Genomic DNA, 12,839 nt, shown 5'->3' with positions numbered 1-12,839 from the left:
GGCTGGGGGATTTGCATGATCACGGAGAAGGTTTGTTGGAGGGGCCGAGGAGCCAGGCCTGTCGAGCGTCAGAGTTCCAGCGGCGTAGGGCTATCGCCTCGCCCTCCCGTTCGCTCATCGGCCCGAGCACCTCGATCGCCTCGCCCACCTGTTGCGGCGTGAACTTGTGCCCGAGCGTGACGTGCGGCGACCAGTGCCCCGGGGTCAGGCGCCGATCGGTACCGGGCAGCCCGTCGAAGCGCCGGGCCGCCTCTTCCTGGAGCCGCAGGAGATCCTGGTTCACCACGATCGGGCGCACGATGATCTGCCGGCCGTCCGGTCTCCCGAAACACTGCAGCCCACCCAGCCCGATCCGGACCGGAACCCTCCCGACCAGGTCGTGAAGCTCGTCCTCCATCGGCTCCGGAACACTGCTCGCGACCGTGAGAGTGATGTGCGGGGCATTGCTGGAGCCGGTGTGCCGGCCCTGGCTGGGCAGCCCGGCGTCGATCAGCCGCTGCCACTGCTCACGAACGGCGGCGTCGAGCTGTGGATCGAGGAGGAGTTCGAGGCTCTGCGTCACCCGTCCATCCTGGTGCAGTTCACCGGTGCCGACGGGTGATCCGGGACAGAACCCGGCGGACGGTCCAGCTCGCGGTGATCAGGGTGAACGCGGTGGCGATGCCGCCCGTCACGGCCCCGGCCGAGAAGATCGCCCAGGCGGTGCGCTGGAAGGAGAAGCCCTCGTCGGCGCCGCGCCAGTTGACCATGCTGACCCCGGTGATCGAGACCGCCGATCCGCTACCGGTCATCGTGGCGGTGAGCAGATGCTCGCCGGGCCGGCCGTCGGAGAGCATCACGTAACGGCCGGCCTGCGGGACCGGGAAGCGGGTCTGTGCCACGAAGGCGGGCACCGCGTCCACCGCGATCTGGATCTGCACGTTCTCGTCGCCTTCCTCGATCTCGAGGTCGAACTCGACGAGGAAGTCACCGGGCACGCTGTTCAGGATCAGCGCGGCGTCCGGAGCCTGCGGGCTCAGGTACAGCTCAGCACCGACGACCGGGGTGTGCTGCATCGGCAGCGCCGCCATCCGTCGCGCCGCCGGGGTCTGCGGAAGGTCGCGACGGGAGCGCAGATCGAGCGGGCGACGTGGGAGGACCGAGTAGTAGGACGACGACAGCGCCGACCGGGCCGATGGGTCGGCGCCGGTCAGCGGAGACCAGCCGTAGCCCACTGCGCGGTCCGGATCGAGCACCGAAAGTGCATACCATTCAACGGCGTACAGGTGGGCCCAGTTGATGGCCCGGCGCGGGTCACGCATCGGTGGACGGCCCGGGGTGAGAGCCACGTCCACGACCGCGGACAGCCCGGGCTTGCGGTGGTAGGGCCGGCCGAAAACGCTGGTGTACGAGTCGACGAAGGGCGTGTCACCGTCGCGGCCGGGTGCCAGCCGGGGCAGGACCGCGTCGATGAGGTCGGCCGCACCACCGATCCGGGTCATCGCGCTCTCCGGGGCGTCCAGCAGCGTGATCTGTTCCGGGGGCCGGCCCAGCGAGACCGCCGCGTGCACCGCCACGGCGCTGCCGTGACTGTGCCCGATGAGCTGTAACCGGGCATCGGGCCGTCCCGATGCCTGTTGCAGGGCCAGGGCCAGCCGCCGGCCGTTGATCTGGGTCGCCTGCCGGGAACGGAAGGCCAGCAGAAGGTCGGTGTCCGTGGCGGATTCGTCCAACCATGAATACCAGAGGACGCAGTGGTCAGGTCCCAGAGATACCAAGGCGTCCAGCAGTGCCTGGTAGTAGGAGATCAGGGTGCGGCCGGTGGCGTCGGTGAGGCGCGGGTCCCAGGCCGGGAGGGCGTGGAGCACGTCGGTGAGGGCGTGGAGACGTTCCTGGCGCTGGAATCCCGGCTGCCAGCCGTGGACGAAGACGTGCACGAACGGCGCGTCGACGCTGCCCTCGGGCACGGTATGGAAGGTCGAGCCGTCGAAACGGCTCAGCCGACCCAGCGGGTTCTCACCGGTCGGCAGGTGGTTCGTGATCATGGTTTGTCGGCCTCGTTCATCCGGCGGGGTCTGCGGCGATCATGCCCGTCCCGGGCGGGATGTGCATGATCGCCGCAGTGACCGGTCGCGGGCTCAGTGCTCCGCGGGCACCGGGTGTTCTGCTGAACCGGCGGGCTGCCCGAGCTTCTCGGTCAGGGCCTCGCCCTCGATGTCGAAGTCGGGCAGGGCCCGCTCGAGCCACGTCGGCAGCCACCAGATGCCCTTGCCCGCGATGGCCATCACGGCCGGGACGATGAGCATGCGCACCAGGAAGGCGTCGGCGATGACGCCTACGGCCAGGCCGAATCCGATGGTCTTGATCATCACGTCGTCGCCGAGGGCGAAGCCCGCGAACACGCCGAACATGATGATCGCGGCCGCCACCACCACGCGGGCGCTGTGCGAGAAGCCCTCGATCACGGCCTGCCGGGCCTCAGTCCCGTGCACGTAGGCCTCGCGCATGCGGGTCACGAGGAAGACCTCGTAGTCCATGGCCAGGCCGAACAGCACACCGGTGAGCAGCAGGGGCAGGATGAACACCACCGGGGTGGTGACGTCCAGGCCGATCAGGTTGTTCAGCCAGCCCCACTGGAACACGGCCACCGTGGAACCCAGCGCGACCCCGACCGAGAGCAGGAAGCCCAGGGCGGCCTTGAGCGGTACCAGGATCGAGCGGAACACCAGGATCAGCAGGATGAACGCCAGGCCCACCACCACGATCAGGTAGAGCGGGAACACGTCGAGCAGTTTCTGCGAGATGTCCACGCCGACGGCGGTCTGGCCGGTAACCATGGCTGTCGCACCGGTGTCGCCCGGCAACGAGGAGAGATCGTCCCGGATGGCCTGCACCAGGTCTTTGGTGGAGGCTTCGGAGGGGCCGCTCTCCGGGATCACCGTGACGGTGGCGAAGTGCACGGCGTCCAGCTGCTGTTCGAAGGCTGCCGTCGCCTCGGCGCTGTCGCTGGTCACCGGCGGCACCACTGCGGCCACGTCGGTGTCGATGGCCTGGAGCTTCGTCACCACGGTGTTCACCGCGGCGACGGGATCGGTGGCGTCGATGGTGTCGACCACCACGACCAGGGGGCCGTTGGCGCCGGCGCCGAAATTGTCGGCGATCAGGTTGTAGGCGATGTTGGTGTCACTGCCGGCGGGGGCCGTGGCGTCGTCCGGGATCGCCAGTTCCATCTTCGTCACCGGGATGGAGATGACGGCGGCCAGGGCGACGCCGCCGATCAGGGCGACCACCTTGTGCCGGCTCACTGCCTCGACCCAGCGCAAACCGTTGGTGCGTACGGTGCCGTCACCCTCGGCGTCCCTCTGCTTGAGGCCCTTGATGCCGCCCTTGAGCACCCGCTTCCCGGCGAACCCGAGGAAGGCGGGCAGCAGGGTGAGGGCGATGATCACGGCGACGGCGACCATCGCGGCCCCGGCGATACCCATCTGGGTGAGGAAGCTGACGCCCGTGACCGACAGCCCGGCCAGGGCGATCACCACGGTGAGACCGGCGAACACCACGGCCGAGCCGGCCGTTCCGACCGCGACCCCGGCCGCTTCCTCCGGGGCTCGCCCGGACCTCACCTCGTGCTGGTAGCGGGACATGATGAACAGGGCGTAGTCGATGCCGACGGCCAGCCCCAGCATCGAGCCCAGCGCCGGGGTGGTGGAGCTCAGCTCGACGAATCCGGTCAGCGTGGTGATGCCCGCCGCACCGATCCCGACCCCGATGATGGCTGTGAGCAGCGGCATCCCGGCCGCGACCAGCGAGCCAAAGGTGACGATCAGAACGACGAAAGCGACCACCACACCGATGATCTCGGCAGTCGGAGCGGCCGCCTCGGCGACCAGGGCGTCCCCACCGATCGCGGTGGTCAGACCGGCGTCCTCGGCCGCGCTCTTACCCGCCTCGAGGGCGTCCTTGTCCGCGTCGGTCAGATCGACGGACGACGTGGAGTAGGTGACGGTGGCGTACCCGACCCGGCCGTTCTCCGAGACCGTGCCGGAGGTGAACGGGTCTGCGATCGACTGCACGTCGTCCGTCGTGACCGTCGCGAGGGCCGCAGTGATCGCCTTCTCGTTCTGCTTGAGGGTCTGGCCTTCCGGCGCCTCGAAGACCAGACGGGCCGTGGCACCGTCCGGTGAGGCACCGGGGCTGCGCTCCTCGATCAGACTGAACGCATCGGTCGACTCCAGCCCGGGCAGGGAGAAGTTGTCGTTCGTCGCACCGGCGAGGGTGGATGATCCCACCCCCATGAGAACCAGAACGGCGAGCCAGAAACCCGCGACGATCCGCCGGTGACGGAACGACCAGCGTCCCAACCGGAACAAGTGCCACGCCATGGAAGAACCTTTCGGGTCATGATGATTCGGCAGCGGGTTCCGGCCGACACTCAGTCCTGCTAGGAGTCGGAGCGTGGGGCACCCGCGCTTGAGAGAACCGAGGCGGGGAAACCCGCCCGGCTCAGGCCTTGTACCCCCATGCCACGGGGCTCTTTTCGTTCTTCACCGGGCCCAAGGTCAAGAATCCCTCCCGGACCGCCGATGAAGAGCAGTCGCCGGAGGGAACGGGGTACTGGTCGTGGCGCTCGGGGTGTCGAGGAACCGGCCGGTCGCCGGGTACCTCACGGCTGTCGTGACGCTGCTGTGCGCCGTGCTGATCGTGCTCGGTGTGATGGCCGTGCGGCAGGTCGGCAGTACCCAGGACCGTCTGGAAGAGATCTACCGCAACAACCAGCTGGCCGGTCAGGCGCTGAACGAGGTGAGCCTGGGCTACGAGCAGGTCCTCTACGAGGTCGACAACCTGGTCCTGGCCGACGACGAGGAAGGCCTCGACCAGGTCCTGAGCCGCATCGCCGCGGCGAACGCTCAGATCGATGCGTCGTGGAAGGGCTTCGCGGCCCTTCCCGCCACGAACCTGGACACCGACCGGACCCTGTTCGCCAACGCGCTGTACGAGTACCGGGCCGTGTTCCAGCGCGAGCTGCTGCCGGTCGCTTCCGACTTCCCCAGCGACGCCGACACCTTCCTCGAACTGCGGGAGTACCTCACCGCTCCGCTCACCCGCACCGCCCAGACCGCGCTGAGACGGCTGCACGCGAGCGTCGACGCCGACTCCGAGGCCGAGATGCTCGCCGCCCGCCGTTCGTACGCCCGGTCCCGTGACCTCACGGTGGCCCTCACGGTGCTGGCGGTCCTGATGGCACTGACCCTGCTCGGCGTCACGGTGCGGGGCCTGCTCGCGCTGCGGCGCAGTCGCAGGATGAACCTGACCGACCCGCTGACCGGCCTGGCCAACCGGCTGATGCTGGCCGAGGTGCTGCCCCGGGCGGCCGACCGGTCTGCGGAGTCCGGCCGGGAGGTGGCGGTGATGCTGCTCGACCTGGACGGGTTCAAGCAGATCAACGACACCCTCGGGCACGTCGGCGGCGACCAGGTGCTCCAGCATTTCGCCGATGTCCTGGGCGAGTCGGTGCGCAGCTCGGACACCGTGGTGCGCCTGGGCGGCGACGAGTTCGCCATGATCATCGAGGGTCTGGAGAGCGCCACCGAGGCGGTGGCCATCGCCGAGCGGATCCGGGCCGGCCTGTCCGCACCGCTGAACGTCCTCGGTCGGCCGGTCCAGGTCCGGACCAGCATCGGCATCGCCGTCCACGCCTTTCCCCAGGGCTCGGACTCCGCCGCCGAACGCGAAGTACTGCACCAGGCCGACCTCGCGATGTACGCCAGCAAGCGGGCCGGCACCCACAGCTGGCAGCTCTTCGCCGACGGCGGCGGGCTGGAGGCGGACGAGCAGCTCGTGGAACTGCGCGAAGACCTGCGCCGGGCCGTCGCGGACCAGCAGATCGAGGCCTACTACCAGCCGATCATGGACCTGAGCAGCGGAGATCTGGTGGGCCTGGAGGCCCTGATCCGCTGGCGCCACCCCACCCGCGGCATGCTCTCCCCCGGCCTGTTCATCCCGATCGCCGAGGAGACCGGCCTGATCCACGGGCTGGGCATGAGCGTGCTGGAGCAGTCCTGCCGGCAGGTCCGCGAGTGGCGTGACCGGATCCCGGCCCTCTCCGTGAGCGTCAACGTGTCGCCCCGCCAGCTGGAACGCCCTCACCTGGTCGAGGAGATCCTCGAGGTGCTGGCCCGGACCGACTACGACCCGACCGGCCTCGTACTGGAGGTCACCGAGACGGCCCTGGTCAAGGACTCCGCCGCCCTGCGCCAGCTGCAGGAGCTGCGCGACACCGGGATCCGGATAGCCGTCGACGATTTCGGCACCGGCTACTCCAGCATCAGCTACCTGACCCAGCTGCCGGTCGACATTCTGAAGCTGGACCAGAGCTTCGTGGCGAAGCTGAACGGCCAGCCCGAGGGTTCGGCGGTGGCCGAGGCCGTCATCCGCCTCGGCCAGGCCCTGCACCTCGACACGATCGCCGAAGGCATTGAAACTCCCTACCAGGCCAACGAATTGACCTTGCTCGGGTGCCAGCGGGCACAGGGATACTACTTCGCCCGGCCGATGCCGGCGGCACAGGCCTCGGACTTCATCCTGAAGTCCGTGACGAAGGCTCCGGACCGCGCTTCCTGAGCAGCCGCGGGAAGCTGCTGGCTCCCGGTGGAACCCTGGTCTCGTACGCCATCGCGGCAGCGATGAACCAGGACGGGTCGTTGTGGCCGGCTTTCCTGGGCAACCTCGCCCGCGTCTTTGCCCTGCACCTCCTGCCCAACGGCAAGAAGGCCTACTTCTACGACCTGTGGGCGGGCCACCTCCTGCGGCCCACGGCGTTCCGGTCCCGGGTCCGAAGCGATCTGGGCGAAGTCCTCACCTTGCTCGCCAGGGGTTCCATCACCGCCAAGATCGCCGCCCGGATGCCCCTCGATCAAGTGGCCGACGCCATGGAGCTGGCCGAGTCCCGCACCGCCTTCGGCAAGGTCGTACTCGTCCCCGCATCGCACAAAGAACGCTGACCACGTTCCTACAGATCGATCTGGCACAACCCGCCGCCCAGCAAGCCCTTGACCTACCTGGACCCGGATGGCAACAAGCCAGATCCGGTGCACTACCACCGGCCCGGCCGTAACTACCTGCCCTTAGGGATCCTGCGCGGGCGGCCGACCCGGCCCGGGGAGGCTGCGGCGTGACTCCTCAGCGGCTGGGTATCCTTCGCCGGCGGAGCACTGCCGGGAGATACCCCTGCGTTGCCTTGCGGTTGCTGACGGTGGGGACGAGGCGGGCGAGAAGGTGATTTTGGCCCGGATCCGGCACCTAACCCGTGGGTAGACCAACCATTCGGCCTACCGCACGGTAATCTGTCGGAGGGATTGCACCCCGGTCGGCTGCCGATCGGGCGTCCCTGCCCTAACCTGTGGGGCGGGTCAGTGTTGTCCCAAGGGCCTCTAGCTCAATCGGCAGAGCAGCGGACTTTTAATCCGCGGGTTCGGGGTTCGATCCCCCGGGGGCCCACAACAGAGCAGGCCAGAGTCTCAGACTCTGGCCTGCTTCTTCGTTCGGGACACTTTTGGGACGTTTTTGCAGAGGTCGGTTCGTAGCTGGCCGATTGGGGGAGGATCAAACGGCAGGGGGCTGACGCCACACCGTAACCGCTGTCAGGCCGCAGAATCGACGTTGCAGATCGGACCGTCTCTACCCCTCACGAACCTCTCACGACCCGGAGGGCTGCGTAAGCGACTGCGTTCTCGTCTCGATGGGCGCTCGTCGGTTCGAGCCGCTTCGCCGCGAGAGTGGGTCGAACATCGAACGTCAGCTGCCCGATCACGCCGGGAGTGAGGTTCGTGGCTGCCACCGCCTCTTTAAAATTCCGTGCACCTGACTGCCCGAGAAAGACCTTCGCGAAAAGCAAGGATCGCTCATGTTCCATGCCCGCTGGTTCGCCAGAGCGGTACCCCTGCCTCCCCAGAGCAAGAATATTGTTGCGATACGACCAGTCCGAAAGAAGCTGAAGGGCATGCAAGCGGTAGGTTAATGCCATCGCCGCCACCTTCCAATATTTCTTTTCTGTTAAAATTTCTTCAGTGCTGCTGTTTGGTCGAATTCTCCGCCTTACACCTCTTGAGGGCATGAGAAACGCCGAGGCGAACGCATTAGCCTCCCGCTCAACGTCAGGTCCAGCAACGTCAATGCTCGAGTGAAGCACTAAATGACCCAACTCGTGCGCAGCATCGAATCGGCTTCTCTCAGCGCTCTTGTTCGTACTGAGTAAGACGTATGGACGCTCATTGCGCCAGAATGCAAATGCGTCCAAGCTCGAATGTGCCGACGGGACGGCAAATACGGCAACGCCCTTAGATTCCAGCAGGTGGACCATGTTGGGTGCGGGGGATTGTGCATCCAACCCCCACCGCGCCCGTACATACTCGGCGGCGACCTCAGGAGCCACCCCACCCTCAGGGGTAGGCACGTCGACCGACGGCAGACGTGGATACTTCCCCTCAAGGTGCAGTCGCAGAGAAACTGCCAGGTCAGCGGCCCCTAAGGCGTGATCTCGAGCCTTGGCAGTCATCTTGGTCCTAGCCCGAAAACTGACCTGCTCATAGGAGACCGCGTCTACAGGCGGCATGGAAAAGAAAGCCCGCGGAAAACCCAAAACCTGCGACATCTGCGCTAGCGTCGAGGGAGACGGAGACTGCCTGGAGGCTTCGTAGTTATGTACGCTCTGGGTCGAGACTCCCAAGGCCTTGGCCAAGGCCGACGCAGAATATCCGGCCCATCGCCGCGCCAAAACAAGCCTTGCAGGTTCGAAGGTCATTGCACTCACTCAATTTCAAAATCAATCTCCGCCTCTTGATCCGGGGTACGCCCCTCAGGAATAGGATACGGAGGTATGGCATTACGATCTAGGAACCGTCGTATATGCCCCGACTCCTGCTTCGGAGCAGGAAGAGAAAACTCGCTGCGAACTTCCAACTGCGCCCAGTCGATCCGAAAAAGATACAAATAGAGCGCGAAACCTCCCAAGATGCGATCCACCCGCTCAGCCAAGCCTTCCACTACCGGCGGCAGCTCTTCTCTAGAAAGGATCTGGCCGATTACATCCTGCCCAGGCATTCGATTTGCCCGAATGGCATGGTGAGCTACCCCGCCCTTCCTGTAACGGGTACTTGGCATCACTCCTGCGTTCCAGACGCCCGTGTAGGCGTCACCTGAAGTGATGACCACCCCCGTCTTGAGGGACTCGCTCACCATGACCGGAAGATTTACGACATCGTGCCGGTCGTAGCCCCGCTCTTCGAGCTGGACCGTCAGCTCCGAAAGCCCGCCCTCATAGGCGTAACTTCCAGGCCCACCCGCAGATCCTCGCTGAGGGGCCCGCCGGTACTCCGTCAAAAGAGCTCCATTGATCTGGTGACAGACGTCGACATCCAGGTTGAAGCGACGCAGGCGACGGTTCTGCTCTTCGAGACGAGCTCGTCGCGCCCGTTCACTCTGCTCCTCGGCGTCCGCATCATCTGGTTCCTGGTCCTGCGACAAGATACCTCCTATGACTTATGGTTCCAAGACCTCAGTTGAGGTTCCAGAACCATAAGCCATTACGCGGCGTAGATCCAATGTCACAGGATGGCCCGATGGGGACAGGGCCGTGTCCGCTTCGGAGGAGTCAGACCTCGTCGATCACGTTTTCGAGCACATCCGCCGTCTGGCGGTCTCTCAGTCGTCGCCCTAGGTAGCGGTCTTGGGTCATACTCACCTTGGCATGCCCGAGCTGGTCACTGATCTTGCGTGTCGAGATGTCAGCGTCATCGAGGAAGCTGGCCACGGTCTTTCGTAGGGTGTGGCTGACCAAATCGCCCATTTCTGCGTCATCACGAATCTCCCGCCACACTCGACGTACGTTTGATGGGTCGCGCCATCCCCCAAGGGAGTCAGGGAAGATTGGGGCCGTTTCGGGTGCGATCACCGCTCGACGCCGCTTTAGCATGCCCACCGCCCAGCTCGGAAGCGGGATTAGCCGCTCCCCCTTCACCCCAGTCTTTGTAGAGGACAAGCGTGACAACCCCGCGCCGCTTCGTCGTACGAGACGCCAAGCAATGTCAACGGTTTCTTCTTCAAGGTCGACGTCTGACCATCCGATCGCGAGACACTCTCCGATCCGGCATCCAGTCGCGAGCATCATCCGCGTCAGGTCGGGAAGGTCCCAGGTCCGGGCCTTCTCACTGGACTCGACCGCATCTAGCCACTGCTTCCGCTCCGCAGCGGTCATAGCCCGCGGCCGACGCTTCGGTGTGCTGTCAATTCGCCCGACCTCGCGAACCGGGTTGACCGTGACGGCACCGTGCCGTGCGGCGTACTTCATGATGCCGCTGATCACGATCTTGGCCGTCCGAGCCCGGCTCGAAGACTTCTTTTTGATCGTCGTCAGCACCCGGTCGACGACCGGCGTCGTCACCTCCCGGACCGTCAGCGAGCCGAGCACCGGCTTCACATGGGTGCCGTAGACCGACTTGTATGTGTCGTAGGTTCCTGGGCTGCGGGTGCCCTCGTCAACCAACGTCTCCATCTCAGCGAGCCACAATTCGGCGACCTTCGCGATCTTTGTCCCAGGCGCCACCTCCGAGTCTTTGAGCGGAGTCTGACGATCCCGCAGCGCCTCTTTCAGCGACCGCTCCGCCGCAGCCTGACTCTTCCCCCGACGCTTCACCGGACGGACAACCCCATCCAGATCGCGGTACTGGGCACGGGCAATCCAGCTGCTGCCGTCTTGCCAGGTCTTCACCTTCCCGTAGGTGCCCAGGGGCAGAGACTGACGCGCCATCAAGCCACCTCCGTCCCGAGTTCGTTGACCCAGCTGACGACGTCCTCGGGAACGTAGCGGAGGTACTTGCCCACCTTCCGGGCCGGCGGACCGCCGCCCTGCGACCGCCACGAGTACAGCGTCTGCACAGGGACCTGGAGGTACTCGGAAACATCTGTAACACTCCACAGCGGAGCGATTCGGGTGGGGTTCACGCTGCACCTTCCTTGGTCTCAACGGATGTGTACTGACCAGAAGGCTTCGGCGGACTGCCGTCTTTGGCGCCTTCGTAAGCCGCGCGCCAGATTTGACGTTGACTGATGGCGTGCAGGAGCCGCGTCGAGAGCGGGGGTAGCTCGTTCGGGTTGACCGGTTCCCAGACGTACCGGTCGCTGGTCTTGTCACCTCGGGTGGCCTCATCGGGGTCGACGCCGAGCAGGGCCAAGACGAACGCTCGACGCTCGTGGCGATGATCGGTGAGGGTCTTGCCCGACCATTTGCGGCTGACGAGGACACGCCGGCCGCCGTAGCCCAGGTGTTCGCGGCGATGCGCCTTGGCCTTGCAAGAGCCCGGGACCAGGCCGGGACGGGCGTTCTTGGGCTGGATGCCGTAGCGCAGCCAGTTCGCACAGCCAGGGGAGCACGGCTCGAAGCGCAGCGCGGCCACGAGGCGGTCCACGTGGGCGGTCACGGCGGCATCGGTGTCTTCACCGTGGGCGGCGCCCATGGATTTGGTCAGGTACTTGGCCAGGTAGCCGATGCGCCGGTCAGCGTCCGGGGAGCCGGACAGCAGGCCTTGAATGTCGGACTGGATGCCGAACCGGACCACGTGCTGCGGTTCGAGGTCGTCATCGGCGTCGAGGTCGTCGAGGGCTTCGTCCCAGGTCGGCAGCACGGCGGCCGTGGTCGGGTCGAGGTAGCCGACGCTGTCACCGATCGGATTTCCGGCGATGTCGTGAGCGTCGGCGTCCTCGTCCCAGACGGGTAGGTCGTCCTGCCGGATGTAGACCGGGGTGTCAGCGGCCGGCCACCACACCTGGTGATAGGTCGCGGCGATGACCTGCCGGACCAAGGCACGGGGCATCGTGCCCCGGATCGCGATGTGAGCGTGCGGTGCCAGCCGTCGCTGAGGCTCGACGGTCGCGAAGTATTGGACATCGAAACCGGCCACCCGGCGCAGGTTCTGCACCAGTCGGTCCATCAGTCGTGGGAAATGAATGGCATCCCTGGCAGCGCGTCGGTAGTCATAGCGGCCCGGATCCACCGGGACGCCGTTGCGGTCCACCCGTCCGTACGACGGCAGCGTCACCGTCACGAACATCGAGGGCCGGAAAACCTTCCCATCGGTACCGGTGAAAGTCTGTCCCACTGTTGTTTTCGCCATGGCCCGCCGAGGCAGTTCCGGTGCGTCCTGACGCCGGCGGGTGGAGCGCTTACGGCGAACCGTCTCGGCGGGTTCCCGTTCCAGTGGTCCACGCACACCCAGCTCGTGCAGTTCGCCGTCAATCGCGTCGAGCGTCTCACTGGCGGCAGCTGCGGCCTCGTGGTCGTCCCGGTCAAGGAATCCGTCCCGGGCAGCGGTGACGTCCGCGCGGACCGCCACCAGGTCCTGTTGCGTGCTCGTGGAGGAATCCTCATCCGGGATCGGATCGGTATCCAGGTGCCAACCGGCACGGCACTGGTGCATCCGGAGCCGCCGGGCACGCTCGGCACAGGGCGGACACTTGGATGCCAGCGTCGCCCCGCACGGGAGGTCGACGAGGGTGACCTCACCGGTCAGGGTGTCGGTGACCCGCTGGGTGATGGGGCGGACGCAGACGCCGTGGGCGATGGCGACGTCTTCGGCCACGTGCAGGGCTACGGGCATGCGGGCGCGTTCGGCGCGGCTGTTACGGGTCAGGTTCGACAGGGCCGCCTTCTGCGGCTGCATCGGGTTCCCGAGGTTGCTCGCGGCGGTGGGGATGGTGGTCATCGGTGTCCTTTCAGCCGGGGCAGCAGCCATGCGGGGAAGTGGGAGATCCGAGGGGTCGGGTCGGCGATGTGGCGCAGAGCGTGGACGCGGACGGCATCGACCGTT

The 12,839-nt window shown here is 66.2% G+C and carries 10 protein-coding genes and 1 tRNA gene; 3 read left to right on the top strand and 8 right to left on the bottom strand.

Features of this window, described 5'->3' with window-relative positions:
• Nucleotides 1-19: 19 nt before the first annotated feature.
• The 3 genes from QSK05_RS03940 to QSK05_RS03930 form a co-directional block, all read right to left on the bottom strand.
• Complete coding sequence (locus tag QSK05_RS03940; protein ID WP_285593989.1) at nucleotides 20-562, bottom strand: 2'-5' RNA ligase family protein; 543 nt, start codon at nucleotides 560-562, stop codon at nucleotides 20-22.
• A gap of 19 nt (nucleotides 563-581) precedes the next feature.
• Nucleotides 582-2,024 carry a hypothetical protein gene (locus tag QSK05_RS03935; RefSeq protein WP_285593988.1) on the bottom strand — a complete coding sequence of 481 codons (1,443 nt, stop codon included), beginning with the start codon at nucleotides 2,022-2,024 and terminating at the stop codon, nucleotides 582-584.
• Nucleotides 2,025-2,117: 93 nt separating this feature from the next.
• On the bottom strand, nucleotides 2,118-4,361 hold the full coding sequence (locus QSK05_RS03930) for an MMPL family transporter (protein WP_285593987.1): 2,244 nt from the start codon (nucleotides 4,359-4,361) through the stop codon (nucleotides 2,118-2,120).
• 238 nt (nucleotides 4,362-4,599) lie between these two features.
• Between QSK05_RS03930 and QSK05_RS03925 the strand changes: the two genes are divergently transcribed.
• From QSK05_RS03925 to QSK05_RS03915, 3 genes are all read left to right on the top strand, one after another.
• On the top strand, nucleotides 4,600-6,600 hold the full coding sequence (locus QSK05_RS03925) for a putative bifunctional diguanylate cyclase/phosphodiesterase (protein ID WP_285593986.1): 2,001 nt from the start codon (nucleotides 4,600-4,602) through the stop codon (nucleotides 6,598-6,600).
• Complete coding sequence (locus QSK05_RS03920; RefSeq protein WP_285593984.1) at nucleotides 6,495-6,980, top strand: zinc-binding dehydrogenase; 486 nt, start codon at nucleotides 6,495-6,497, stop codon at nucleotides 6,978-6,980. Before QSK05_RS03925 ends, QSK05_RS03920 begins: the two co-directional genes overlap by 106 nt.
• A gap of 423 nt (nucleotides 6,981-7,403) precedes the next feature.
• Nucleotides 7,404-7,476: transfer RNA gene (locus QSK05_RS03915), tRNA-Lys, on the top strand.
• Nucleotides 7,477-7,663: 187 nt separating this feature from the next.
• Here QSK05_RS03915 and QSK05_RS03910 read toward each other — a convergent pair.
• The 5 genes from QSK05_RS03910 to QSK05_RS03890 form a co-directional block, all read right to left on the bottom strand.
• Nucleotides 7,664-8,779 carry an ImmA/IrrE family metallo-endopeptidase gene (locus QSK05_RS03910; protein ID WP_285593983.1) on the bottom strand — a complete coding sequence of 372 codons (1,116 nt, stop codon included), beginning with the start codon at nucleotides 8,777-8,779 and terminating at the stop codon, nucleotides 7,664-7,666.
• A gap of 5 nt (nucleotides 8,780-8,784) precedes the next feature.
• Nucleotides 8,785-9,501: a hypothetical protein gene (locus QSK05_RS03905; protein ID WP_285593982.1), complete on the bottom strand. Its 717-nt coding sequence runs from the start codon at nucleotides 9,499-9,501 to the stop codon at nucleotides 8,785-8,787.
• A 127-nt stretch (nucleotides 9,502-9,628) separates the two neighbouring features.
• The gene (locus tag QSK05_RS03900) at nucleotides 9,629-10,783 is read right to left on the bottom strand and encodes a tyrosine-type recombinase/integrase (RefSeq protein WP_285593981.1); all 1,155 of its coding nucleotides are present in this window, start codon (nucleotides 10,781-10,783) and stop codon (nucleotides 9,629-9,631) included.
• Complete coding sequence (locus tag QSK05_RS03895) at nucleotides 10,783-10,977, bottom strand: helix-turn-helix domain-containing protein (protein WP_285593980.1); 195 nt, start codon at nucleotides 10,975-10,977, stop codon at nucleotides 10,783-10,785. Before QSK05_RS03895 ends, QSK05_RS03900 begins: the two co-directional genes overlap by 1 nt.
• Nucleotides 10,974-12,734, bottom strand: coding sequence for a replication initiator (locus QSK05_RS03890; RefSeq protein ID WP_285593979.1), 1,761 nt, complete (start codon nucleotides 12,732-12,734; stop codon nucleotides 10,974-10,976). The genes QSK05_RS03895 and QSK05_RS03890 overlap by 4 nt, the downstream gene beginning before the upstream one ends.
• Between the last annotated feature and the right edge of the window lie 105 nt (nucleotides 12,735-12,839).

It is taken from the genome of Kineosporia sp. NBRC 101731, assembly GCF_030269305.1.
Classification (GTDB): domain Bacteria; phylum Actinomycetota; class Actinomycetes; order Actinomycetales; family Kineosporiaceae; genus Kineosporia.
Note: the sequence above shows the minus strand (reverse complement) of the source record. Positions and strands in the feature narration are given on the sequence as shown.